The organism is Nocardia gamkensis NBRC 108242, assembly GCF_001612985.1.
Classification (GTDB): Bacteria; Actinomycetota; Actinomycetes; order Mycobacteriales; family Mycobacteriaceae; genus Nocardia; species Nocardia gamkensis.
On the sequence record NZ_BDBM01000003.1, the window covers coordinates 160,150 to 184,627 of the forward strand.

General features: G+C 63.3%; 19 protein-coding genes and 4 pseudogenes. 7 read left to right on the forward strand and 16 right to left on the reverse strand.

What is annotated here, in order from left to right; all coding sequences use genetic code 11:
• Positions 1–564: 564 nt before the first annotated feature.
• Positions 565–1,062, reverse strand: a pseudogene (locus tag NG1_RS02320) (3-oxoacid CoA-transferase subunit A); the annotation flags it as partial.
• Positions 1,062–1,241, reverse strand: a complete 180-nt coding sequence (locus NG1_RS38025) for a hypothetical protein (RefSeq protein ID WP_217275311.1) — start codon at positions 1,239–1,241, stop codon at positions 1,062–1,064. The pseudogene NG1_RS02320 and the gene NG1_RS38025, both read right to left, overlap by 1 nt.
• Before the next feature lie 392 nt (positions 1,242–1,633).
• Between NG1_RS38025 and NG1_RS36300 the strand changes: the two are divergent.
• A pseudogene (locus NG1_RS36300) lies at positions 1,634–1,762 on the forward strand (IS701 family transposase); the annotation flags it as partial.
• 462 nt (positions 1,763–2,224) lie between these two features.
• Here NG1_RS36300 and NG1_RS02325 read toward each other — a convergent pair.
• The 12 genes from NG1_RS02325 to NG1_RS02375 all read right to left on the reverse strand — a co-directional run bounded on the left by NG1_RS02325 (position 2,225) and on the right by NG1_RS02375 (position 16,047).
• Entirely contained in the window at positions 2,225–3,421 is a 1,197-nt protein-coding gene (locus NG1_RS02325) for a hydroxymethylglutaryl-CoA synthase (RefSeq protein WP_062967482.1), read from the reverse strand.
• Positions 3,418–4,488 (reverse strand): hydroxymethylglutaryl-coenzyme A reductase family protein, encoded by a 1,071-nt coding sequence (locus tag NG1_RS02330; protein WP_157113817.1) that lies wholly within the window; start codon positions 4,486–4,488, stop codon positions 3,418–3,420. Before NG1_RS02330 ends, NG1_RS02325 begins: the two co-directional genes overlap by 4 nt.
• On the reverse strand, positions 4,485–5,573 hold the full coding sequence (gene fni, locus NG1_RS02335) for a type 2 isopentenyl-diphosphate Delta-isomerase (protein ID WP_062967484.1): 1,089 nt from the start codon (positions 5,571–5,573) through the stop codon (positions 4,485–4,487). Before fni ends, NG1_RS02330 begins: the two co-directional genes overlap by 4 nt.
• Positions 5,570–6,721: a phosphomevalonate kinase gene (locus tag NG1_RS02340; RefSeq protein WP_084498637.1), complete on the reverse strand. Its 1,152-nt coding sequence runs from the start codon at positions 6,719–6,721 to the stop codon at positions 5,570–5,572. Before NG1_RS02340 ends, fni begins: the two co-directional genes overlap by 4 nt.
• Positions 6,661–7,662 carry a diphosphomevalonate decarboxylase gene (mvaD, locus tag NG1_RS02345; RefSeq protein WP_174315385.1) on the reverse strand — a complete coding sequence of 334 codons (1,002 nt, stop codon included), beginning with the start codon at positions 7,660–7,662 and terminating at the stop codon, positions 6,661–6,663. The genes NG1_RS02340 and mvaD overlap by 61 nt, the downstream gene beginning before the upstream one ends.
• A 3-nt stretch (positions 7,663–7,665) precedes the next feature.
• Positions 7,666–8,577 (reverse strand): mevalonate kinase, encoded by a 912-nt coding sequence (mvk, locus tag NG1_RS02350; protein ID WP_210749892.1) that lies wholly within the window; start codon positions 8,575–8,577, stop codon positions 7,666–7,668.
• A 61-nt stretch (positions 8,578–8,638) separates the two neighbouring features.
• The gene (locus NG1_RS36305) at positions 8,639–8,779 is read right to left on the reverse strand and encodes a hypothetical protein (protein ID WP_157113819.1); all 141 of its coding nucleotides are present in this window, start codon (positions 8,777–8,779) and stop codon (positions 8,639–8,641) included.
• Positions 8,780–9,094: 315 nt separating this feature from the next.
• Positions 9,095–10,573 carry a carotenoid oxygenase family protein gene (locus NG1_RS02355; protein ID WP_084498639.1) on the reverse strand — a complete coding sequence of 493 codons (1,479 nt, stop codon included), beginning with the start codon at positions 10,571–10,573 and terminating at the stop codon, positions 9,095–9,097.
• A complete protein-coding gene (locus NG1_RS02360) occupies positions 10,570–11,946 on the reverse strand; it encodes a carotenoid oxygenase family protein (protein WP_084498640.1) in 1,377 nt (458 codons plus the stop codon). The genes NG1_RS02355 and NG1_RS02360 overlap by 4 nt, the downstream gene beginning before the upstream one ends.
• A 152-nt stretch (positions 11,947–12,098) precedes the next feature.
• Positions 12,099–13,175, reverse strand: coding sequence for a polyprenyl synthetase family protein (locus tag NG1_RS02365; RefSeq protein ID WP_245659759.1), 1,077 nt, complete (start codon positions 13,173–13,175; stop codon positions 12,099–12,101).
• A 591-nt stretch (positions 13,176–13,766) separates the two neighbouring features.
• A complete protein-coding gene (gene crtI / locus NG1_RS02370; RefSeq protein ID WP_062967495.1) occupies positions 13,767–15,230 on the reverse strand; it encodes a phytoene desaturase family protein in 1,464 nt (487 codons plus the stop codon).
• 1 nt (position 15,231) lies between these two features.
• The gene (locus NG1_RS02375; RefSeq protein ID WP_084498641.1) at positions 15,232–16,047 is read right to left on the reverse strand and encodes a lycopene cyclase domain-containing protein; all 816 of its coding nucleotides are present in this window, start codon (positions 16,045–16,047) and stop codon (positions 15,232–15,234) included.
• A 1,464-nt stretch (positions 16,048–17,511) separates the two neighbouring features.
• On the opposite strand from NG1_RS02375, the gene NG1_RS02380 reads away from it, so the two are divergent.
• Both NG1_RS02380 and NG1_RS02385 read left to right on the forward strand, forming a co-directional pair.
• Positions 17,512–18,435 (forward strand): phytoene/squalene synthase family protein, encoded by a 924-nt coding sequence (locus NG1_RS02380; protein WP_062967750.1) that lies wholly within the window; start codon positions 17,512–17,514, stop codon positions 18,433–18,435.
• Between the two features lie 70 nt (positions 18,436–18,505).
• Positions 18,506–18,954 (forward strand): annotated as a pseudogene (locus NG1_RS02385) (transposase); the annotation flags it as partial.
• Positions 18,955–19,092: 138 nt separating this feature from the next.
• Here NG1_RS02385 and NG1_RS38035 read toward each other — a convergent pair.
• Positions 19,093–19,278: pseudogene (locus tag NG1_RS38035) on the reverse strand (transposase); the annotation flags it as partial.
• A gap of 504 nt (positions 19,279–19,782) precedes the next feature.
• Between NG1_RS38035 and NG1_RS35125 the strand changes: the two are divergent.
• The 4 genes from NG1_RS35125 to NG1_RS02415 all read left to right on the forward strand — a co-directional run bounded on the left by NG1_RS35125 (position 19,783) and on the right by NG1_RS02415 (position 24,143).
• Entirely contained in the window at positions 19,783–20,910 is a 1,128-nt protein-coding gene (locus NG1_RS35125; protein ID WP_168434041.1) for a PucR family transcriptional regulator, read from the forward strand.
• Positions 20,911–21,479: 569 nt separating this feature from the next.
• Entirely contained in the window at positions 21,480–22,679 is a 1,200-nt protein-coding gene (locus NG1_RS35130; RefSeq protein ID WP_168434040.1) for a phthiocerol/phthiodiolone dimycocerosyl transferase family protein, read from the forward strand.
• 109 nt (positions 22,680–22,788) lie between these two features.
• On the forward strand, positions 22,789–23,073 hold the full coding sequence (locus tag NG1_RS02410; RefSeq protein ID WP_245659760.1) for a DUF2255 family protein: 285 nt from the start codon (positions 22,789–22,791) through the stop codon (positions 23,071–23,073).
• 32 nt (positions 23,074–23,105) lie between these two features.
• Complete coding sequence (locus NG1_RS02415) at positions 23,106–24,143, forward strand: zinc-binding dehydrogenase (protein WP_062967507.1); 1,038 nt, start codon at positions 23,106–23,108, stop codon at positions 24,141–24,143.
• A gap of 84 nt (positions 24,144–24,227) precedes the next feature.
• Here the strand turns inward: NG1_RS02415 and NG1_RS37795 are convergent, their stop codons facing one another.
• A complete protein-coding gene (locus tag NG1_RS37795) occupies positions 24,228–24,419 on the reverse strand; it encodes a hypothetical protein (RefSeq protein ID WP_210749890.1) in 192 nt (63 codons plus the stop codon).
• Positions 24,420–24,478: the final 59 nt, after the last annotated feature.

A 24,478-nucleotide genomic window follows, 5' to 3' on the forward strand; every position in this document is an offset into this window, starting at 1 on the left:
TCGAGCATCCGCGCGGAAGAGTTGCCGCGGTGCGGTGCGGCCGTGTCCACCGAATTCGGACAGCCGATGCTTACCGCGGCGGCGGGCAGCGGGATCCTCAGTGTGAAAACAAACATTCCGGAACGTTTTCCGATTCCGTCCCGAACCGGAAAGTCCCCCGGCCAGCGCTAGCTGACCAGGGGATTCGCTACTCGAAACAGATCGTGCACCGCACGCTCACAGCGGCGGGAAGCCCGCCGATCCGGTGGCCATCCAATTCCAGAACATCGCCGCGCGATTGGCGAGCAATGCCACGATGTCGAGCACAACGCTTCCCATGAATCTTCCTCACAAATCGAACGATCTCGTGCGGCACCCAGGGTAACGGACCGATAAACGGAAGTCGAAACTCCGACCGCCGCGAAAGCGCGAATCCCCCCGGCCGCCGGGGCCGCGGGGATTCGCGACAGGTGGGACTGGACACAGGCCAGCGCCTCGGCCTCACGGCGACGGCGATGCAGGATCGGTTCGGTGTAGCCTCATGAGCCTGTTTCCTCGCCTGACCTGCGGTTTAACACAGCTTCAATCTCCCATTCGGTCGGCCCGGTAGGCGCCGATGAGGGCGACGTCTCCGCTCACGGGATATTCCAGAACGTAAGGGCGGCCGTCGATCTCGCTGGTCTACTTACCCGCGGTGAGTTGGGTGCCGACGCCGGTGGGGCAGAAGAACGCGCCGATACCCGCACCCGCCGCCCGGATGCGCTCGGCGAGGTTGCCCTGTGGCACGACCTCGAGTTCGATCTGTCCGGCTCGGTAGAGGCTGTCGAAGACCCACGAGTCGGACTGGCGCAGGAACGAGCAGATCATCTTACGCACGCGCTTGGCTGCCAACAGCGCGGCAAGGCCGGTGTCGCCGTTGCCGGCGTTGTTCGACACCACGGTCAGATCGGTGGCGCCCTGGTCGATGAGCGCTTCGATGAGTTGCACGGGCATGCCCGCCATGCCGAAACCGCCGATCAGAACGGTGCTGCCGTCGGCGATTCCGGCGACCGCCTCGGCGGTCGTCTCGCAGATGTCCGCCATCACCGCACCTCCCGCATGTTCTCGAGCACGACCGCCAGTTCCTGACCGACACCGATGCAGATCGCGGCAACACCCCACCGCTGCCCGGACTCGACGAGACGGTGCGCCAAAGTGCCCACGATCCGCGCGCCCGAAGCGCCCAGCGGATGCCCGATCGCGATGATACTGCGTGCACGCAGGCGACCCGTCGACCCCTTCCGCCACGGTCACCACCGCGAGCCGGCGGCCGGTGCCGTCCTGGATCTCGACATCGTGGTGGTCCTCGGCCCAGTCATCACCGACAAACAGCAAACCGCATCACTCCCGTCCGATCACCGACCAGAACAACAGGTTCCGCAGCCTGCGGAAGGATCGCGGCCTAATTGCTCCAGTGCTCACACCGCTGCCGGTGGACACGCCACCCCATCAACGCTCCTGCCTCCCGGCCACCGGTGGGGGCACGGTCTGACCACAGAGATCAAATCCTCAGGCGGTGAATCTGGTAATCACTCACCGGCGGCTACAGGCACCGAGTCTGCCTCGAACAACTACTCGGCAGAACCCATTAGGCGGTGGCAGTTGTCGCCGACGGGGTTTCCTGAAGAGGGTTGTGAGATCTGCTGGGGTGCAACGTCGGTACTCGGGCACCGCGGGCAGGATCGAGAACCGCGAGATCGGGGTGTTCCTGGCCTACGCGTCGGTGCACGGGCATGCGCTGATAATCGTTTGCCCGCAACAGCAGCGGCGCCCGTGGCGCCCTACGACTCTCGCTACTGGGCTGTTCCGGATGGCCACCCGCCGCGACGACCCGGTGGCCGCCCGCGCCGACCGGGTCGAACGCACGGACGTGCTGATCGGCGAGTTGCTGGCTGGGTCGTGGCAGCAGCTGTCGGTCGGCGCCGGCGCACACGGTTCCCGCGAATACGACTGGGCACACCGGCAGATCGACGACGCCTGGGCCCGCGGGCGCGGGCACTGGCTTCTGGCCCGACGCGCGATGACCCCCAACACCAAAGGTGAGCTCGAGATCGCCCACTACCTCTGCTACGGGCCCGCTTCTTCCCAGCTGGTGGATCTAGCCCGGACAGCCGGGTCCCTGGCGACGCCGCCACCACCAGGCCCGCTTATCGCACTACCGTCGCCGCGGCCGCCCACTCGAATGACCACGACTGCCGCTGCAGCATCATGCCGTCGCGGTCCGGCGGTCGGCCGTGTCGTAGACGCGCTTGTGCCCGCGGATTCCGGCCAGCCGGAAAGGGCCGCCGCTCTCGGCCTCGATGAGGTGCTCGCCACCGTCGGTGACCAGGGCGCGTTCGTGCAGGGCACGGTATTCGGCGTAGCCGATAGGCACCCGGCGACGGACGGCCTCCTGGTGCGCCGCTGTCCTCAATTGCTCGCGATATCCCGGAACCACTGTGCCACCGAAGAATTCGGCGATGCTACCGGATCCGTAGCTGAGCATCGCGATCGGTTTTCCGCTCAGATCCTCCGAGTGATCGAGCAACGAGGCCAAGGCCAGGTACAGCGAGGCGGTGTAGCTGTTGCCGATCAGACGGTTATAGCTGGTGGTGTGCCGGAGGGCGGCGCGAATGTCGGCGTCGGACTGCCCGAGCCCCGCGCACGCGGCGAGGTGCCGGTGGGCCTTGTGTGCCATTTTCGTGAACGGCTGGTGGTAGCAGAAGGCTTCGAACTCCTCGAGCGGTCGCCCCCCCTGCTCGGCATAGTCCTTCCACGCTCCCTGTACCGCTTGCAGATACGCCTCGATCGAGGTTTTCCCATCGACCAGCGCGGTGGCCCGGTAGTTCGGGCGCCAGAAGTCCATGACGTCGTTGGCGTACAGGCCAGATGTGGAATCCAAGCGCAGTACAGCTGGGGCGGCGCGCACCAGCATCGCTACCGCGGCCGCACCCTCTGTGGCCTCGCCGGGCGATCCGAGATCGTAGCGTGCGATATCTGTGCCGATCACCAGTACCGACTGTGTCGGGTCCCGGTAGACCAAACCGGCAGCCAACTGTAGTGCCGCAGTGGCCCCGTAGCACGCTTGCTTGAGCTCCACCACCCGGGTCGAGGACGGCAACCCCAGCAGTGCGTGGACGAACAGACCGGCAGCTTTGGCCTGGTCGACACCAGTTTCGGTGGCGAGCAGCACGGTGCGGATGGTGTCTGCTCCATGCCGCGCCAGGACCGGCTGGGCCGCGGCTGCGGCCATGGTGACGATGTCCTCGTCCGGGGCGGGCACGCTCATCGAGTCTTGCCCGATACCGAGCCGGTACTTGTCGGGGTCGACGCCGTAGTGGCGTGCCATCTCGTTGTGGTCGAGTACGTAATATCCGGTCGTAAAGCACAAATCGTGTATTCCGACCGGCAGGGTTGGACTCATTTTCTCGACTCCCTTTCTAGGTGTTCGGACCGTTCCCAATGCACATGGGTGCGCATCAGCTCGCCGGGGTTGGTCTGGGCGGCCATCAGGGACAACTCGCCACAGAGCACCGTCGCTGCGGCGATCGCCGCCAGGCGCCGTGCACCAACGCCGATCCTGGCGTCGTCGCGGCAGCCGAGGCGGATCAAGTTGTCCTCGACGAATCCGAGTTCTTTTCCGTTCCCGACGCTTCCGACGATCAGATTGGGCATGGTGCACGAGAAGTACAGATCGCCGTCGCGGTCCTCGGCATAGGTGATCCCCTGCGAGCCTTCGACGATATTGGCTGCGTCCTGCCCGGTGGCGAGATAAAAGGCCAGCAACATGTTGGCGTAATGCGCGTTGGCGGAACGTATTCCGCCAGCGAGTAAGGTGCCCACCAGGTTCTTGCGTACATTCAGGGTGACGATTCGGCCGGCCGTGGTGTGCAGCCGTTCCTCGACGATGTTGCGGGGCACGGTCAATTCGGCGACGACGTTCTTGCCGCGGCCGAGGATTCCGTTGACAGCGGTCGCCTTCTTGTCGGTGCAGTAGTTGCCGGAGATCGAGCCGTAGCGTAGTCCGGGCGCGGTGCGCAGGATGTGGTCCATCAGGCGGTCAGCGGCCAGCGTCACCATATTGTGCCCGGAGGCGTCCCCCGTGTTGAATTCGAAGCGCAGGAACAGCAGGTTGCCCACCACCTCGTCGCGCAGCCCGATCAGTTCGGCGAAACGGCTGCTGGACTCGACGATGCGGCCCAGTTCGGCGAACTCGCCGTGCAGTCGCCGTGCGGCGGTGTGTGCGGTCGCTGCGTCGTCGGCCTCGAGCAGAATGGATCGCGTCATGCGCTCGTCGACGAGGGTGGTCACAATCCCGGCCTCGATCAGCGTGGAGATGCGAGCGCCGCGGCCGACCGAGGGCCACAGCGGAGATTCGTAGGTGGCCAGCGGAACCATCAGCTCGCCGATCGCGGTGTTGCCCGAAATGCGCAGGGGGCCGACCCACTTCATGGGGACGTTGGCGGAGCACTGGTCGGTGGATGCGGTCATTGGCCTGCTCCTGAGATGGATCGGCGGGTGGCGTAGCTTCGGATGTCGATGCCGCGGGCCGCGCAGAACGACCGCAGCTCACCGGAGATCAGCAGATCGCACCGGGTCAGGTCGGCCGGTGTGCGCGCCCCCAGCAGGGTCATGAGCGCGGCAAGCTGGTCGAGCCAGGTCTCGATCTCCGTGGTCAGCGCGGCCAGACCCTCGTCGACCAGGGTGCGCAAGAACGGTCCAGACGCCCCGGCGGCCCGCGCACCCAAGGCCAGCGCACGTATCACGTCCAGGGGCGTGCGTACCCCGCCCGAGGCCAGCAGTTCGATGCCGGCGACTTGGCGGCAGTCCAGCAGGCAGGCCGGGGTGCTCTGACCCCAGTCTGCGAGGTAGCGGTAGTCCGCGCCGGAACGGCGGCCATTCTCGATCAGTGCGAAATTCGTTCCGCCCCTCCCGGAGACATCGGCGACCGTGACCCCCGAGGACCGCAGCGATTCGACCGTCTGGCGGCTGAGTCCGAACCCGACCTCTTTCACGATGACCGGTACTTCGAGCTCCGACACGATCCGTTCGATCCCCTTGCGCCAGTGCGCGAACGACCGATCGCCCTCCGGCATGACGGTTTCCTGCGCCGCGTTCAGATGGATCTGCAGCGCGTTCGCCGCAACCAGTTCCACCGCACGGCGGGCGTCGTCGACCGAGGTCGTGGCATTGACATTGGCCAGAATGAAACCGTCCGGATATTCCAACCGCATCACCTGGTAGGTCTGTGCGACGCCCGGGTCACGCAGGTACGCGCTCATCGAGCCGGTGGCGATGGCGAGTCCGGTGGCGCGGGCCGCGATCGCAAGTTCCCGGTTGATCCTTCCGGTCTCGACGCTGCCGCCGGTCATCGCGTTGATGTACAGCGGTGTCGCCCAGTGCGCGTCGGCCACCGTGACGGCGGTGTCGACTTGGGACCGATCGATACCGTCCAGTGCGTGATGGATGAAGGTCACATCGTCGAAGCCGCTACGGGCTTGCAATTCCCGGCGTTGCTCGACGGCGAGCCGGACATGGTCGTCCTTCCGGGCGGCGATGGTGAGCGGGTGGGTCATGAGACGACGGCCTTTCGGGGGGCGGAGATGTCGACGGGTAGCGCCACGATGCCTGCGGCGTGCCAGGCGTCGCGCAGCTCTGCGGCTCGCGTACCGGTTTCGTCATCGAAGACCGCGAGGCCGCAGTCCCCGCCGCCGGCGCCCGAGGGTTTGCCCGCGCCGCCGAGAGCTTCGGCGCTGTCACAGAGCGTGCGCAGCCGGTGGGTGAAAATGCCGAGGCCTGCGTCGGCATCCAGCTGGGCAAGCAGGGTTCGCGCACAACGGATTCGCTCGAGGAATTCGCTGCGGTCACCGGTGCGCAGGGCGGAGATCGCGCCCAGCGCACAGTTATCGCTGCGGTGGCGGAACAGCTGGTAGGCGAGTTCTCGCGTGCGGGAGGTGGCATGCAGTCCGGCGACCATTGCCCGGGTGGACGCGGGTCGGCCGGTCCAGCCGATCAGGAAACGCAGCCGCTTCGGCACGGTCAGCGACCGCACGCGGCAGCCGGCCCACTCGGCGACAAGTATGGCGCGGTCGATACCGATTCTGTCCGCCAGCTCGAGTACGTGATGGCGGTCGGGCGATCGGTACTCCACCCATCCGCCCCAGGTGCTGGCGGCCAGGTCGCCACCGGAGCTACGGGGGTCCAGTCGGGCTGCTGCCAGCACGGCCAGCCGGAACCGTGCGGTGCGATCGAGTGCACATCCATGGAAGGCGGCGGCGGCGGCAATCGTAGCCACCGTGACCGCTCCACTAGATCCGAGCCCGAATTTTGTTCCACTGTCGTGTAATTTGCTTTTGATACGAATTTCCATGGGCGAAGCTTCGAGACCGCGTTCGGCTAGCAGGTCCGTGACGACACCGAGCGCGGACAGCACATGCTCGAACCCGGGATCGGCCTGGCGCGGTTGCAGCCGTCCATGTACCCGGTCGTATTCGGTGATCTCCGGAGCAAGGTCTGATCGCACCCGCACCGCTACCCGGTCCGAAGCGGATCCGACGGTCACCGACACCCCCCGGTCCACCGCCGCCAGTAGTGCCGGTCCACCCGGTTCCACCACGGAATACTCTCCGGCGACGAACAGCTTTCCCGGAGCCCAACTGGTGATCACGAGCGCACATCCGCCCTCAGCCGGGCCGCCGGTCCGGGCTGGGCCACCGTCGCCCACCGCACACCCTCGACCGCCCGCACCGCCGCGGCGACAGTCTCACTCGCGCCGGTCGAGCACAGCACCTTGACATTCGGCCCCGCGTCCACCGTCACGTAAGCAGGCAGGCCCGTGCTGCGTAACCGCGCCACTTCATCGAACACTCGCAGCGAGGCAGCCGACAGGAAGCGCACCGCCGGCCGCGCCGCTAGCATCGTGGCGTGCATCCCTAGCGCGTTGCGTTCGGCCACAGCGCCGACAGTGTGCAGGTCACCGTGGCACAGCGCGGCACGCATCTCGGTGATATCGTCGCCGACGCTGTCCACCCAAGCCCAATACAGCGGGGACGTGGCGACGGTGTGGCGCATGGCGTCCCGGCTGGACAACGCTTTGCGGCCGGCGTCCACGACGGCGACCACCAGTGCGATATCCATCCTGGTGACCTCCACAGGTTCGGCGAAGCTGGTTTCGTCTGCGGTGGGCCCGCTGCCGTGTCCGGCGTGCCACTGCGCGAATCCGCCGAAGACCGACCGCGCGGCGGAGCCGGAGCCCCGCCGGGCCAGCCGTGACAGCTGCGCCGGGCTGTAGTCGAGGCCATACACAGCGGATGCGGCAACAGCGAGAGCGGCGAAACCAGCTGCGGAGGAGGCCAGTCCGGCCGCGGTTGGGCCCTCGTTGTGGGAGTCGATTCGGGCGTACTCACAGACTCCGGACCGGGCGCGCACCTCGTCGAGGAAGCGCCGGGCCCGGATGAGTGCCTCGTCGGTGGCGCGAATTCCATTGAGTACCAGCTCATCTGACTTCGCATCCGCGTCCAGGGTGACCGTGGTAGTGGTCGGATGGATGTCCAAGGTCATCGACAGGCTGTCGTTGTTCGGGAGGATCAGTTCTGCGTCGCGTTTTCCCCAGTACTTGATCAGTGCAATGTTCGGGTGGGCGATCGCGGTTGCGGAGGTGCTCATAATTCACCTGAAGCTTTCGGCGGAAACGGTCCAGGTCGTGGTTGCGCCTGCGGTGCGGAGGCGGGCTGCCGCTCGGCGCGCGTGCTCCGGGTCGGCAGCCAGGGCCAGCACGCAGCCGCCCAGTCCGCCGCCGGTGAGTTTGGCGCCCACGCATCCCGCATCCACAGCGACGCGGACCAGTAAGTCCAGTTTGGGTGTGGAAAGTCCCAATTCGGAGAGCAGGGAGTGGTTTTCGTTCAGGATCGGCCCGAGTTCGTCAGCCCGGCCCGCAGTCAGCACGGGCCGGGCCGCGTGGGCGAGCGCATGGATGCGCTGCACGAACCGGGTACGCAAAATCGGATTTCGTCTGAACCGTTCGGCCACCAGATCCACAGCCGTGCGGGTCGCGCCGGAATTGCCGCTGTCGGCTACCACGAACACACCTCGCATGCCGACGCTCAATGCCTCGGACGTGCCGTCGGAGAACATCAGGGGCCGTGGGGAACCGGTGGTGGCGGCATCGATCCCGCTAGGATTGCCGTGGGCCACCCGCTCGGCGGTCTGGACCAGCGAATACACTTCTGGTTCGACGACGGGCCGGTCCAGCAGCCGGTCCAGTGCCCCGACGGTTGCGCGCGCGCAGGCCGCACTGGACCCGAGCCCGCGGCCAAGCGGGATGTCGGACAACACCCGCACGGCGATACCGGCGCCGGGTTCTTCGAAGAGAGCTACCAGTGCCGCCAGACCGGAATTTGCCGGAAGAGCGTATTCCGAGCCGGTGGTCGTGAAGCGGATCCGCGTGGAGGAGTCGCCGGGCTCGGTGTGTCTGGCCGTGGCACGTACCGCGAGTCCTGGTAGCGGGAGCCCGATCGCTGGTGCCCCGTAGACGACGGCGTGCTCGCCCAGGAGTATCACTTTGGCGTGGGCATGACCCACTCCGATGCGTGTGGCTGGTCCGGGCACTTGCTTTCCGGGGCCGGACGGGAGCGATGATTGGCTATTGGTGGTAGGGCACACCGGGAAGTCCGATCGCCGAGGATTGCTGTGGTTGCCTGCTCTCGGTGCGGCGGCTGTGGTGCCAGGCCGCCAAGGCGGCCGGCGTGCTGACGGGCAGCAGTACGAACAGCGCGGTCTTCATGTCTCCTTCTTTCGATTGCTGTCCCTGACCAAGCAGTAGCGGTGGGGTGCCCGGCCCGAAGGGCGTTGGACTTGTTCCTCGCGGACGGCCGTCAGGTGATGCCCGAGTTGCCCCGGCGTTTCGACGTCTTTCGACAGAACGGCGCGCCTGACAGCCGGCCCGGTCGCGAGGTCGTGGGAGTCCGTTGCTCGAGCCCACCGCAGGATCAACCTCCACCGGGGTTACCGAGCCTTCGAGTTCTTCGATAGCACGAGGTCCTGCGGTGTACTGGAGTCACGGACGGCTGATGAGATGTCGGACCATCGAGTCCTGTGATCAGGGTGCGCTGGCGACGAACTTCCCGTGCAACAGATACGGAAGTGCGCACGGCAATACCACGCGACCGTGCTCCTGGCTGAAATCACCGTTGACGATGCTCAAGAATGATGTCCTCGCCACGCCGTCGTAGACCTGGCAGAGCACCCATCCGTCGTCCTCGGCTGTGGCACCGGGCCGTGGCACGAACACGGGTTGTCCGGTAACACTGCCTGCGCCGTAGTCGAACGTCCAGTGCTGACGAGTTTCCGCGTCGACCTTGACGATTCGCTGCGAACCCGCAATCCCGCGTGACGTGACCGTGGCATATATGTAGCGCGACCGCCGGCCGTCGTACACCTCGTTGCTGTAAGGCACTTCGCAGTCGAACGGCGCCAATTCGTCCTTGGTCACCCGGCCGTCCCCGGTCAGCCTGATCCGGTACAGCCGGTTGACGAAATCCGGGTGACCGGCGTCGTGGTCCACCGCGGCGGTGAATCCGCGCAGAGCGGCGTCGTTGTTGTGGACATTCATGTCGAGCACCACGTCGTCGCCGTCATCGAATGCGTTGGCGATGTGCACCGGGTAGCACGCTCCCGTGTGATATTTACGAACCGTGTTCGTCTTTCGGTCGATGACGAAATAGATGGTCGGCTTGTCGCCGTGCCAGATGAAACCGTCGTTCAGTGTGCCGATTCCCAGGTTCGCGAGAATCAACCTCGGGATGGATCCGAAAACCGGCCCGGCCGGCACCACGATCTTGGACTCGGTCAGCCCGAAGTCGTGTGGCATGTAAACCCGCGACAGTGGAATCCGGCGTGATCCGCGACCACGTCCGTTCGCGCTGACCGACCACAACCGTAGACCGGGCGGAGCGGTGCTGATCTCGAGGAAGCACCGTTCGCCGCTGTTCGGATCGAGATGACTTTCGCCGATGAGGTAGACCTGTCGAGGGGGTAGCGCCCCGCCGAAGTCGTCCGGTCCCAGCATGGCGAGATCAGTAGTGCGTAGCGCATACGGTGCCCCTGCACCGCCGATCAAGATGAGCTTACCGCCGACCACGCAGGGGACATGGTTCGGCGAGTCCTTGACCGGTGCGTCCTGGCGCTCGCCGAGCTTGGGGAAATATGACCGCAGTCCCCGAATCCCGGTGGCAAGCCTGGATGCCAGTGGCATGCTGGGCACCGTGCCGAAGGTGCTGGACAACAATCGTCCCGCCGCATGCTCCCGTTCATAGACGGATGTCCGGACGATGTCTCCCCGGACCTCCACGCCGTCGTCGGTAAAGGTATAGGCACAGGCATACCCGTCCGCGTCAGCGAAGGCATTGCCCAGAGGCAGCCCGTAGGCCCGGCCGCCTACGGGGCCTACCCGATAGTGCACCCCGCGGAGTTCCGTGGGCACGTTCCCCCGCAGTTCGGCGGAACGGATATGGACAGGCCCGGCCTCGATTTCGTACAGCTGCCGCCATGGACTAATGGCAGGGATCACTCCGGTCATGACGTTCTCCGATCCAAGCCCTGAGGCATGTCGTCGGGAATCCAGCTCCCGTGGAAGGCTGTGGGCACCCGAACCGGCAGTTTGACAACCGCGACCGGATCCGATGCCGGTGCCTGTGCGTCGTAAATCACGAAATTCGTTCTGCTGGTCGCCAAATCCGTGACGTAGGTCATGATCCAGCCATCGTCTTCCGCACGACCGCCCGCAGATGGAACGAAGACCGGCTCGGAGGGGTGTTGACCGGCCACATATTTTCTCATCTCGATTTTTCCAGTATCCATGTCCCGCTTGATCATCGAGATGGGTTCGGTGCCGGGAGGCTCCTCCAGCTGCAGCGTGTAGGAATAGCGGTTCCGCAAAGTCGAGCGACGATCGTTGATGCGGGGAAATTCCTCGTAGTAATCGTCGAGCTGGTGGTGTCGGACAACGCCGGTGTCCAGATCGATGACCCAACGCCACAGGTAAGACTTCGGCCTCTCCTCGACGGCCAGTGTCTCGTCCATGACCCGACCGTAGCGAGTGCCATCCACAATGATGCGCCCTTTGTCTTCATACGCGTTCAGGGTGTGCAGAATGAAGCATGGATCGGTCTCGAACCATCGGATATCGCTGCCTGTACCGTTCCGGGGCAGTACACCGAATCTCGTGGGGTACGAAGACTTCCATTGGTATACCTTGCCCATGAACAGTTGCAGAGGAGTGGCCATTCGAGCCGGCGAGTCGAAAAGGACTACATAATTCTCGGTCAGTGCCATGTCGTGCATGATCGGCGTTGCTTTCACCGGAATCCGCTCGACCTTCTTGACCAGAGCGTCCGTGCCGACGACGACGTATCTGACACTCCGGGTGGCCGGGCGATAAGTAATGGCATGCAACTCCCCCGTGTAGGGATCCGGCTTGGGATGCGCAGAGAAACCGCCAGGTAAGGTCCCCTCGAAATCGGTGTAGCGCAGGGTATCCAGGTCGTAGCTCAGCTCGACGGGAGTGCAGCCTGCTTCCACGAGCGCCAGCGTGTGCCCGGCATGGCCGATCACATGGGTGTTGACATTGTCGACCACGCTGTGTCGAGGGCCGGGAGTGCGAGCCTCGCCCAATTGCCTGGTAGCACGTTTCGAACGCACCCAGCGGTTGCGGTACCACTCGGCCCGGCCATCTCGCAACCGAACCCCATGCACCATCCCATCTGCCATGAAGGCTCGATAATTCCGGGATCTGGGAGGCTTGACCGGGTTCGGCCCGATCTTAACGAAACGACCGGAGAGTTCCTCCGGGATGGTCCCCTCGATCTCGAGTCCCTCTGCGGTCGTCTCCTCGTACACGGGGGCGACAGCGCCTGTCATCCACGGACTGATCGGGGAATCGGTGCCATTCATGGCGCTCCTTAAAGTGGCTGATGCGTAGTCAGTTGCGAACGAATGGCAGGACACAAGGGAGTCGTGCCGACACGATGTGGAATCCGAAATGTCGAGTCCATGCCCAATTGCCGCTGGTGTCCGCGGATTCCGCAGTGTCGATAAGCATCGGATCACCGATCCCGGTGGACGGAAAACTGCGCCAGCGTTATCAGGTCGGACGCCGCCGACTGGTCCGGCAGCACTTCCAGGGCTTTGGTGAGGTGATCATCGGCCAGCTGTTGCGCTGATGCTCGCGCGCCGGCCGCCTCGATAAGCTCAGCGGCCCGGACGACATCGTCCTGCGACATGGGCGCGTCGGAACGGTACAGATCGGCCAATTCCGCACCGGCCTCGGTATCCGAACACAATGCGTAAACGACCGGCAGCGACTGCTTGCGCCCGGATAGATCGCTACCGGCCGGTTTACCGGTGATCATCGGATCCCCCCAGATGCCGAGAAGGTCGTCGACGATCTGGAATGCCAGCCCGAGTTCGCGGCCGAAGGTGTCGAACAGCGCTATCGTCGTCGGCTCCGCCTCAGCGCACAGAGCGCCCAGTGCGCACGAAACTCCCATCAGCGAACCGGTTTTGCCGGTCGCCATCCGAAGGTACTCTTCCGGCAGCACCTGCTCGCGGCTCTCGAACGCGCAATCCTCGTGCTGTCCCGCGCACAGTTCCACCGAGGCCGCTTCCAAATACGTCACTGCCCTGCAGGAGATCGCCGCGGGGAGATCGGTGGCCAGCAGCCCGGCCGCCGCGATGTGCAAGACATCGCCCAGCAGTACGGCATCGGGCATCCCCCAGACGCTCCAGACCGTTTCACGACCATGGCGGGTGCGGTCACCGTCGATGACATCGTCGTGCAACAGCGTGAAGTTATGCAGCAGCTCCACCGCCGCTGCAGCGGGTTGCGCGGCGTCGCGCGGCCCGCCACACGCGGCCGCGGCCGCGAACACCAACGCCGACCGCAACGCCTTTCCGGAGGCCGCCGACGCGGGATTCCCCAAGCGATCCCACCAGCCGAAGTGATATCCCGCCATCCGCCGCAGTGGGTCGGGCAGGCCCCCGATCACCCTGGCCAGCAGAGGGTAAGCGGCGGCGCGAGCGTCGACCAGTAATTCCGCTGCTGTCGTTCCTTGCCTCTGGCGGATCGGTGGCATCCCTGCTGACGCCGCCGAATTCCCCTGCGCTACTATCGATGCCGGCATAGTTACACCTCTCAACATGTTGCCCCCCGATGATGATCAGTTGTGGAAGTTGGCGGTCACACTCGGAACGGGGCGCCACACCACAGGGGTGCGGAGGTCGTCCATGTCGCGTCCGTCCGGACAGCACTCGCCGCACGCGCCGTTGCGATGGAGATGCGAAAGAATGCGGAACGGCCGCCGCTTCCCGAGGCGGCCCTAAATTCACTGCGATAATTTGATGAGGGCCGTTGAACAATCTTCGTGATGTGGATCGGTGGATTTACCGAAACCATTCCGCATAGCATCATCGTCGATTTAAATTCGAGCACCCCCGCTATGCTACCTTTGTAGCATAGACGAATAGATCATTCGGAACAACACATTTGCCGATACGGATAGGTTACTTCTCGACGATCGGACGCCGTTGCTTTGCGGCGCGACAAACATAATGGCTATCGAAGTTATGTGGGCAGCGGCGGTCCGCCCCTGGATGAGCGTGACGAAGGATTATCCGATACCGGCTCGGGCAGCGGTGGCGAGGTGGCGTCGTATGGCGCGGAATGCCCACCGCGAAAATGTGCGACGAGGGGCCTCCGAGTCGAGTAACGCTGGTCAGCGGTGACCGAGGATCCGCTCCGCCGCGAGATGCCCGCTGATCAGCACCATGGGAACCCCGACGCCAGGACGGGTACCGGCTCCCGCGTAGACGATGTTATCGCCACGGATATTGCCGGCGCGAAACGGCCCAGTCTGGGTCAGGCTATGAGCCGCCGTAAATGGAGTCCCGGCCGGCAGGCCGAACCGAGCCCAGTCGACCGGAGTAATCGTATGTTCTACCTCGACGGAAGACGCAAATTCTGGATATCCGGACTCCTGGACTACAGACATGATTTCGTCACGGTATTGCCGGCCGATCCGCGACCAATCCAGTTCGGCCGTGGTGTTCGGTACGGGGAAGAGCACGTAGTAGGAATTTTTGCCCGATGGCGCGAGTGCTGGGTCGGACTTCGTGGGGCAGGTGATGAGGAAGGAGGGGTCGGTCATCAACTGGCCGTGATCGAGCAGTTGTCTGAACGTCGAGCGCCAGGCCCGCCCGAAGTGGATGTTGTGATGCGCGGCGTCCGGGTAGTTCGCGCTGGAACCAACGTTGAGCACGAAGCAGGAGGGCGAGTATCGCAACCGGCGCGGCCGTTGGCCGAGCAACGTTCGACGCGCGTACGACGGGTCGACATTCAGCAATACCACATCCGCGGGAATATGCTCGCCATCGGCGGTGAGGACACCTGTGGCGCGTCCACTATGGGTGGCCACCCGGGAGACGGCCGTGCCGTAGCGGATAGTGACACCATTCTTGACAGCCAACGCCGCCAGCGCTTTCGGCAGTGCATGGATGCCCCCGACGGGAAAGTAGACCCCCTGCACGCAGTCCATGTAGGTGATGATCGCGTAGATGGCCAAGGCCCGATGAGGAGACATCCCGGCGTACATGGCCTGGAAGGAGAACAATTTCTGAAGGTGTGGGTGCTTCATGTAGGACGATACTTTGCGGTCCAACGTCGTGAACGCGCCCATACCGACGAGACGAGCCAGGTTGGGAGTGAGCAGATCGAAAACACTGTCGTGGTTGCGGTTGATGAAGTCATTCATCTCGGCGCGATAGAGGCGATGTAGAAAGCTGACGAACTTCTCGTAGCCGCGCGCTTCAGCACTGCCACAGACCCGCTCGATCTCGGCGGCCATCTGTGGGACATCGGAGTAGACATCGAGGTGTGAGCCGTCGTGATAATGGGCCCTGTACGCCGGGACGACCGGGTGCAATGTCAGCCAGTCGTCCATGCGTTCGCCCGCACAGTCGAAGAGGTCCTCGATCAAGTCGACCATGGTAAGGACGGTGGGCCCCGTGTCGAATGTGTAACCGTCTATCGACAGCGTGCCGGCCCGCCCACCGGGATGATCTTCGCGTTCGACCAACGTCACCTCTCGACCGGCCACCGCCAGTCGGACCGCAGCGGCCAGTCCAGCCAATCCTGCGCCCACGATCACCACGCGATCGGTCGGGCCAGTTACCGTGCGCATGTCACGGTCTCCTCTCATAAGTCAATGGCCGGGTTCTCATGTGGTGACTCAGCCACCGCAGTGAGCCCCCGGATCGTCGGATTCCATCGGCCAGTCCGGGGTGCGTGACCAGGATGATCGTGTTTACGACCAGAAGATTGACCAGAAGGAAGAACACCGCCTCCTCGATGGGCAGTCCGGCGACTCGGACGCCGATCGTGTGGTCCCAACTCAGCTGCCAAGCGCCGGCGTCAATGGCCACCCCATCGGCGACCCACCACACAGGAGTCAGCGCGAGCCCGGCCATGCGCAACTTTCGAGCCGAGCGCAGCAGGTCGGCGCCAAATCCTGCCTGCAGGGCCAGCGGAACACCGAACCACACCATCATCGAGCCCAGGTATAGACATTTCGGACTAATGCTTGTCAGGAAAACACCGACACCGATCACGGCCAGCCAGAAGCAGACACTGAGCTTATGGGACATATTTCGCGCTACCGCTTCCTCCTGTCGTGACTGCCCCATGGTGATAATCAGCGTCCAGCAACCTGTGACCACCGTTGTGCCCACCATGAACATGTATTCCTCGAAAGGTACACCGAACAGAGTTCCCAGGACGCTGCCCTGTGGATACCACCACACGCTATTGCGAATCAACCAGCTGTCCCACGGCGTGGTATACACAACCGCAAATGCGGCCAGGCATATCATCGATACTATTGCACGAGCGACGGGAAAGCGATCGTCCCGAGAGTAATACCGGGCGCGAAGGATCGTGCCGACGATGGCCGCGATGACGCACGGTGCAATAAAGAGCCCAACGAATTGATAATAGGTCATGAGGCTTATTCAGCTCCATTCCTGAAGAATTCAAGTGCGAGGACGGTCGAGATGGTGGCTGCGAAGGTCTGGAACTGATTGCGATAGTGGGTGTGAAGTACCGCCGAGTTTTGAGGTTGGCGATCACTCGTTCGACGACCGCACGGATCTTGTTGATCTGCTTGTTGAATTCCTTCCCGGTCCAGGAGCTTGCGATATTTCGGTTTGCGGGCAAGCGAGGAGCATCAGCTGCTAACCTGTGGAGCTGCGTCACCCAAGGCTAGTTCAGACCGAAGTCGAATCAAATGCTCGTTCAGGTAAAAAGCTCGCGCACGATCTATCAGAGTGGGTGAACGCGCAGGCCAAACCATCGCCCGCAGGAAGTTGATTGCCAAAGTTGTTGGTCGGCAGGCGATCTGGTTGAATAGGCGCGTGGGAGCTGCCCCTTTGGTGTTGCGTGATGGTGACCGGCAGATCCTGCGGGCCTGGAGGCACACCGCCGTTGGCAGTTGCTGCGGCCGTTGATCGCCGAGGTCTTGGTCGGCGATGTTCCCGACCCTGCCACCGCCGGTGCGCCGACCGTGCTGGTCGACGGCACGATCTGCCCGACCTCCGCAGAAGTTGCTGGTGTCGGTGCGGCCGCCGTACGGCCACGGAATCGGCGCCGCCACTGCCGTTTTCGTTACATGCGACCATGTGGTGCGACAAGGCGTGGACAACGTCCGGCGTCGTAGCATCGGCTCGCTCGGCGACACCCCTGCCCACGAGATGTGGGCGGTCCACCAGGACCCCGACCGTCTGTCGCCGCAGCAGCGGGGGTGCGCTCGCCGAACTCCGGGACGACAACCACGACGTTCCCGGGCAAAACTGATGAAAGAACGACTACGAGAAACGATCTCGATTGGATGCAAGAATGGGACGAACTACTCACTGGCTGGATCGCCTCGGCCCCCGCGACAGCAGTATCCGCGAGATTGCTGACCGCCCGCGCACCGTAACCCCTTACCGCCCTGGAATTCTCAGCACCCTACATCAAGGCGTGTGCAACGCCCGCGCCGAAGCCGTCAACACCGACCTGGGGCTCCAGATGCCGCCTCCGTTGCGGCGAGGCCGGGCTGTCGCAACTTGCGCACCGAAACCTACAGTGCGGGAACCGATTCCGCGATCGCTCACGCGGCCGTCGCGATCCCAGCAACATCTGTGCATCCCCGCCGGGGATCCTCGGACCGTTCGACACCGTCGACGACCACATCATCATCGATCGCGGGCAAAGTGTGCATTATCGTGCAGGCACACCATCGTCAATAACGAAGTCGCGCCAGAGTATTAGGCGAGGCACGACGTGTCTCATTGAGGGCCGTCGCGAACCCGCAGCAATAACAGAAGAGTCCATTTCCTCCTGTGCTCGCTACCATCGCATCGGATTTACGTACTACACTGCTTTCCATAATGCTGTTCCAATCCAGAATGCCGGGGTGCTGGTCCATGGAAAACGTAGTAATAAAGCGAAGGCACGCGCATCTGCTCGATGCGAGTGGAATCAACGAGCCGCATCTGCGGTCGGCGTACGAGACCTGCCGCCAGCTACATGCGCGCTTCGGGAAAACGTACTATCTGTCAACGTTGTTGTTGCCGCCGGCGAAGCGACCTTATGTGCACAGCTTGTACGGGTTTGCCCGATACGCCGACGAGATTGTGGACAACGGCGACCCGAGGACGCGGGAACGGGACATGCTCGCGTGGTCCGACATCGTTCTGCGGGACCTGCGCGAGGGTACCTCACGGGATCCGATATGCCAGGCGCTGCTGCATACCATGCACACGTGGGATATTCCGGTGGACCACATCGAGGCGTTCCTCGCCTCGATGCTCATGGACCTAACGGTCACGGAGTACTCGACCTACGCCGACCTTCGGAAGTATATGTACGGCTCAGCAGCGGTGATCGGATTGCAGATGGTGCCGATCCTGGAGCCTCTCGAGCGACACGCCCATGAACATGCGGTCGCGTTGGGGGAGGCTTTCCAGCTCACCAACTTCGTGCGAGATGTGGCCGAAGATCTCGCACGTGGTCGAGTCTACCTCCCTCTAGAGGACCTGGACCGATTCGGAGTAACCCGTGAGCGCCTAGCTGCCGGCGGCATCGACGAGTCACTACGTGAGTTACTTCGGTTCGAGATCGACCGAATACGAAAACTGTACGACGATGCAGAAAAGGGAATCGACTCGCTAGCAGAATCTAGTCGAGATTGTATTCGGGTCGCACTGAAGCTGTATCGCGGGATAATAGAGGAAGTAGAGAAAGCTGACTACCGCGTATTAGACGGTCGCGTTCGCGTCGGGCTGGGGCGTCGAATCCGTGTCGCTGGCGGGGGGTATTTCCGGGCACGTAAACATTTCACGGTATAAGACCGTGTCTCATGTCGCTGTGATTCCGTTCCGGTGTATCGGGATGTGTTGTCTTGCATGATGCCTCGTCGTGATCGATGAGTTGTCCAGGCGGCTGGTTCCCGACGAGCTGTGGGAGCTGGCCGCGCCACTGCTGCTGAAGTTCAAGCCCTCGCATGTAGGGTGGCGGGACGGCGCTGGTGGACCAGCGGGCGGTGTTCACTGCGGTGGTATACGTGCTGACCAGCGGTTGTGCGTGGCGAATGTTGCCGCCGTCTTTCGGGATGACGGCGCCGACGGCGCATCGGCGGTTCACGGTATGGACCGAAGCAGGGTGTGGCGGCGGCATCGGGCGGTGCTCGACGAGTTGGGCGGGCAGGAGTTGGTCGACTGGTCGCGGGCGGTGGTCGACGCGGCGAGCGTGCGGGCGAAAACGGCGGCGATCTGACCGGACCGAGTCTGGTCGACCGCGGCAAGCCCGACTCCAAGCTGCATGTGTTGTCCGATGCGGCGGGCATGCCGCTGGCCGTGGCAGTTTCGGGGCCAACGTGCACGGGTGACGGATCCACTGCCGCAGCTCGAGCTGGTCGTAGACTTTGTCGGCATGCAGTTTGCCTGGCCGGCGCCGCCGCGGGCCGCGAGGCGAACGCACCGCGGGGATCGCTTTCACCAAGGGTTTCAACGCTTGCGAGTCCTGACGGCAAGCGTCAGGAAGTTCAGGAAGTGGGTTCCCTTGCGGTCGTAGCGCAGCTTGAGCCGGTGGTAGCCGGTCAGCCACGAGATGGTTCGCTCGATCACCCAGCGGTGGCGGCCGAGTCGTTCGGTGGATTCGATGCCTTTGCGGGCGATGCGGTCCGGCATGCCGGCCGCTGCGGCCCTGCGCATGCATCCGAACACGCTGCGCTACCGCCTTGCGCCGGTGCCGTATCAGCGGGATGGAAACATGCGTATGGTCGGGCCGGCATTGGAATAGTCGATCATTTTGCCACAGTATTGGCCATCGACCGTAGTTGAACCCGCACGTGGGCTCCACGGAAATGCTCACTGCAATGCACATGCACGAATGCAGACAGTGACTTTCCGACGTCCATCGGAGTGTTTGTAACTGTGACTTGTCACCATAGCAGGGTCAAGTATATGTTACCCGGAACCATATTCTGCACTACGGTTCAGTGTCATCAATCTCCATATTAGGATGACTGTTATCGATCATCATTCTGAAGCTCGTTGATGTCGCCATTTGTTCATCGAAACAATCGGATTGCCGCATCGACTTATCGCCTATTGCGCTATGAGCCCGGAAATCAGGAGGACAGGGTGCGGGTACGGAGATCCAACGCTGACATGCGAAGTGAGGTCGTAGCATTCTTGACTTCGCACAGCGGCGTGGTTGTCGAACAATCTTCGATCGCTGCATACAACGAGGTCGAGGCAGATGTAAAATTATCGCCCGAATCACGTGCGATCTGTCAGGAATGTCTGCGTACTATATATCTGGAAAGCCTCTCCTTATTCGAGGAGGGAAAGAAATTCGAAGAGTGCAACCTGGAACCTTTACGTCAGGTCGGGAGGATATATGCGGAATCCGGATTCTCGGGCGAGAGCGTGACCAGGGTGTCGAGCGCCGTTTGCAGGGAAGGTATCCAGTACCTCCTGGCGCAGAGTCCCACCCAACTGGTTGCTGGCATCATAGATTTCACGGTTTTCTCCAGGAACGCTGTCCAGATCTCCGATCATGCGCTCATCTCGTCTTATCATGAGACGCTCCTGGAGCGCGGGAGGGTCGCCTCTCCCCGCGAACTAGCAGGACAAATCTTGATTCAAGGGTACTCCGCCGATTATTCCGCTCCCTCGGAGCCGGCTATGTCCGAATGTCGTTCCTACGGCGTCCTGCTCCTTGCATTTCATGACATGAATCCGGGAAACCATGCCGGTAGAAGACTACGCGGAATTTCGAATACGTTCGAGTGTATGGACGTGCTGTGGACCGTAGTGGGAGAAAGTTTGGCGATACTTTTTCCGAACCATGTCGACAAGGAAACGGCCGATACGCTGCACCGTCGGATAAGCGTGGTGATCGAGCTCCCGCTCGTCTCCGCCCTGGTCCCCGAGGTTCCGCTCGAAGACATTCCCGAAGCAGTGGTTGATTGCACGGAAAGTATTTCGATCGTGCGAAGTCTGAAGTACCCTCCGGGCTGCTACGACGCTCGGCACACCTTGTTCGAAAGGATCGTTCTCAGCGCCGACCCGGAAATGCTGGGTAAAATGAAACGGTTGATCCAGGAGATCACCTCCGATACGAAGCTTGCAGAGACGCTGGCGGCGTGGATCACGAACAACGGACATCGGGCCAGGACTGCCGGAACGTTGAATATTCATCCCCGAACACTCGACTACCGGCTCCGCAGAATACGCTCACTGGTCGGCCTCGATCCCACCGATCCCTCTTCTATGCCACTGCTTCGCTGCGCCTCGATCACCTGGCTGGCGGATTGAGCTCTCACCCACACTGATAATTTTTGCCTATGCTTTCTACCTTGACGAGCATTTTCTCGGACTTCGGCCCGAGCTAGTCTCGGATCAAGCGGCCATCACGAGTTGGCCTGTTACGCCACGTTTGCCACGGTGCCGGCTCATGTCCGGTGCAACGGCCCACCGCAGGTGCTCGTGGGACAGAATAGAAAGGCGCCGGGAACAATGGTATGCGAAGTAGGTCCAACGCTCATTTCGGCCGAGCGCGACCACCCGTGCCCCTTTCCGCAAGGAAGAAGTATCGCCAAAACGCACGGAATAGTACTGCTGTCCAGTCATGTTGTCGAGCCACTGGGGTTTACGGGGTATTCTTGATCCACAATGCGTCGATCATTCGGTCGAGCAGTTTCCACGACGAGGAGAGTTTCCGCGAATCGCACAATCGGCCGGAGCGATGGACGGCGTGCGCGAATTCTCGTGTTGTGGTGCCGGGCTGCGAAACTCCGGGACGGTTTATGAACAGGATCCCGGTGAGCGATTCCGCGGACCCTCCAGCAGTTTGTGGACGAGAATCATGTCAGAAGGAGCCTGTGGTGAGTGCACGCAACTCAATTCGGCGACTCGCTCCCAGCGAAGCGTTGTTCTTCGATTTGGGAGTTTTCGTCGGGTACTCGGTGCGAGTTCGTGGCGTGCTGGACATACCGGCGTTATCCGCGGCGTTCGAGGCGTTACGACGCTCGTATCCTGTGCTGGCTGCGCATGTGGAGATCGTCGACGGACATCATCTGCTCGTCGAATCGCCCGGGCCGCTGCCCGGTGTCAGCGTGTATGCCGGCGATCCCGGCCAGCCGCTGAGCGGTGCGAATCTCGATTGGGGCCGCGCCCTTTCCGGGCTGCATGTCGTATACGACGGCGACTGCGCAAGTGTGACCTTGGTGACCCACCACTGTATTGCCGACGGCCACCATTCGGTGGCGATGCTCATCGATCTGTGGTCCCTTTTTACCGACACCGTCGGTGGAAGAACTCCCGACACGGTGCTTCATGATTATCCCGAATCCATGGAAAAACTGTTCGCCGACCGAGGCATCAGCCCACCTGATATCGGCAGTGCCGAGCCCGCGAGATCGGCAGGAATCCAGCTTCCGGCGCCAGGTTGCACTGAGCCGGATCGTACGATGACGCAACTACGTTGTCATCTCAGCGCACGAGTCACGGACGAGCTCATCGCGTTCGGACGCCGTCATGGAGTAACGGTCAACGGTCTGGTATCGGCCGCAATTGTGCGGACCGAAGCAGATGTCAGAAACTTGCGGCTCGCCGACATCACCTACAGCTACCTGGTGGACCTTCGGACCCACGTCACACCTCCGGTGGAGTTCACCGCCGGAACAAATGTGATCGGCTTCGCCGTCTACCGGGCTCCAGCCGGGTCGATCGAACTCATCGATCTGGCACGCGGCATCAATGAACAACTGCGCACCGATCTTGCCGATGGCCGCATCCAACGAGAGGCTCTCATCGCCGCGAACAACCCGGCGCCTCCGGAATGCGGCGAGGTGCGTTGTAGCAACGGGGGCGTAGTTCCACCACTACGATCGCCCGCCGGACTCGAACCCGTGGATTGCCGACCGGTGCCAACTGGATTCCCATTCCCGCTCTACACGATTCACCGATTCTCCGGCCGCCTGAGCATCGAATTGTTTGTGCCGGCCGGCGAATCCGGCGACGACATCGACGCAGCCCGGCGACGGATCGCAACACTCGAATCCCACCTTCGTTGTCTGGTGTGACCACCCCGGCTTCGGTCGGCTGACTGCCACCGGACTCACACCGCTCCCACTGGCGCAGCCCAGCCAGGGAACAACAATGTGTCACGGGGATCGATACAGAGGCCCGACGGTGAGCCAGTGGAGCGAATCCGAGCTGGCCGTCCTCGGCGCGGCCACCGAGTTGCAGGTCGCTTCCCGCCGCGGCGACAGCACCCTGCGCCGCTACGTCACCATCTGGGGCGTGCGGGTCGGCTACGCGGTGTACGTGCGCTTCGCCTACGGCAGCGACAGCGCACATGTCGCCATCGACGCCGCCTACCACGCCGAATACGACCGCTATGGTCCGAAGATCGTCGGCAGCGTCGTCGGGGCGCACGCCACCGAAGTCACCCTGCGCCTGGACCCCGTCAGCTAGAACCGCCCTCGACCATTCTGGAGGAACTGCTCATGCGAGCGACCTACATGTACGCCCCCGGCGACGTCCGCGTCATCGACGTCCCCGACCCGATGATCACCCAACCCGCCGATGCCCTCGTGCGGATCGTGCGCAGCTGTATCTGCGGCTCGGACCTGCACCCCTACCACTCGATCACCCCCAGCGACCACGGTGTCCCCATGGGCCACGAAGCCCTCGGCATCGTCGAGGACATCGGCGCCGACGTCACCACCGTGCGTAAGGGCGACCTGGTCATCACGCCGTTCGCCTACTCCGACGGCACCTGCGACTACTGCCGCGCAGGACTGCAGACCTCCTGCCATCACGGCGGATTCTGGGGCAGCGAGCACGTCGGCGGCCTGCAGGCCGACGCCGTGCGTGTTCCGCGTGCCGATGGCACCCTCGTCGCGATCCCCGCCCGAGAAGACCCCGCCCTGTTGGCGTCTCTGCTGACCTTGTCGGATGTCTACGGCACCGGCCACCACGCGGCCGTACGCGCCCGGGTCGGACCCACCACCTCGGTCACGGTGATCGGCGACGGCGCGGTCGGGCTGTTGGCCGTGCTGTCGGCCCGCCGGCTCGGCGCCGAACGAATCATCCTGATGGGCCGCCACAAGCAGCGCACCGACCTCGGCCGCGAATTCGGCGCCACTGACGTCGTGGCCGAACGCGGCGAGGAAGGCATCACCGCAGTGCGTGAACTCACCGGCGGCGACGGCACCCACGTCGTCATCGAAGCCGTCGGCCACATGCCCACCTACACCCAGGCACTCGGAGTAGTGCGCCCCGGCGGGGTGATCAGCCGCGTCGGCGTTCCCCAATACGACGACGCGCCAGTCGGATTCGCCTCCCTGTTCGGACCCAACATCACCCTCACCGGCGGCCCCGCCCCCGTGCGCGCCTACATCGACACCCTGCTGCCCGCGGTACTGGACGGCACTGTCGACCCGGGCAAGGTCTTCGACCGTCGGATCGGTCTGGACGAGGTCGCCGATGGCTACCGCGCCATGGACAACCGCGAGGCGCTCAAAGTCCTGATCCGCCCCTGACCAGCCGGCACCGCTCGACATCGAACAGGAAGGGAACCCTGTTATGAGTGAGGTCGTCGTCGTCGGCGGCGCCGGCCAGATCGGTCAGGCCATTGCCGCCGCGTCGGCTCCGGCAAGAAAGTGCTCTTGGCCGACCTGCACCAGAACGATGCCGACGCTGCCGCCGAAGTACTCGGCGATGCCGGATTCGACACCGTCACCCGCAATCGTCGACGTCTCCGACCGCGCCTCGGTCCACACTCTGACCGAGACCGCGACCGGGCTCGGTGCGATCACCGGCCTCATCCACGCCGCCGGAGTTTCGCCGAGTCAGGCACCGCACGCGGCGATCCTGG

What these genes read in the sequence shown, in the direction of transcription:
- NG1_RS02415 (WP_062967507.1), top strand. Translation starts at nt 23,106, where the DNA reads ATGCGAGCGACCTACATGTACGCCCCCGGCGACGTCCGCGTCATCGAC.
- NG1_RS02325 (WP_062967482.1), bottom strand. Translation starts at nt 3,421, where the DNA reads ATGAGTCCAACCCTGCCGGTCGGAATACACGATTTGTGCTTTACGACC.
- mvaD (WP_174315385.1), bottom strand. Translation starts at nt 7,662, where the DNA reads ATGAGCACCTCCGCAACCGCGATCGCCCACCCGAACATTGCACTGATC.
- NG1_RS36305 (WP_157113819.1), bottom strand. Translation starts at nt 8,779, where the DNA reads ATGAAGACCGCGCTGTTCGTACTGCTGCCCGTCAGCACGCCGGCCGCC.
- fni (WP_062967484.1), bottom strand. Translation starts at nt 5,573, where the DNA reads ATGACCCACCCGCTCACCATCGCCGCCCGGAAGGACGACCATGTCCGG.
- NG1_RS02365 (WP_245659759.1), bottom strand. Translation starts at nt 13,175, where the DNA reads ATGCCGGCATCGATAGTAGCGCAGGGGAATTCGGCGGCGTCAGCAGGG.
- crtI (WP_062967495.1), bottom strand. Translation starts at nt 15,230, where the DNA reads ATGCGCACGGTAACTGGCCCGACCGATCGCGTGGTGATCGTGGGCGCA.
- NG1_RS02375 (WP_084498641.1), bottom strand. Translation starts at nt 16,047, where the DNA reads ATGACCTATTATCAATTCGTTGGGCTCTTTATTGCACCGTGCGTCATC.
- NG1_RS02355 (WP_084498639.1), bottom strand. Translation starts at nt 10,573, where the DNA reads ATGACCGGAGTGATCCCTGCCATTAGTCCATGGCGGCAGCTGTACGAA.
- NG1_RS02360 (WP_084498640.1), bottom strand. Translation starts at nt 11,946, where the DNA reads ATGAATGGCACCGATTCCCCGATCAGTCCGTGGATGACAGGCGCTGTC.
- NG1_RS02380 (WP_062967750.1), top strand. Translation starts at nt 17,512, where the DNA reads ATGGAAAACGTAGTAATAAAGCGAAGGCACGCGCATCTGCTCGATGCG.
- NG1_RS02330 (WP_157113817.1), bottom strand. Translation starts at nt 4,488, where the DNA reads ATGACCGCATCCACCGACCAGTGCTCCGCCAACGTCCCCATGAAGTGG.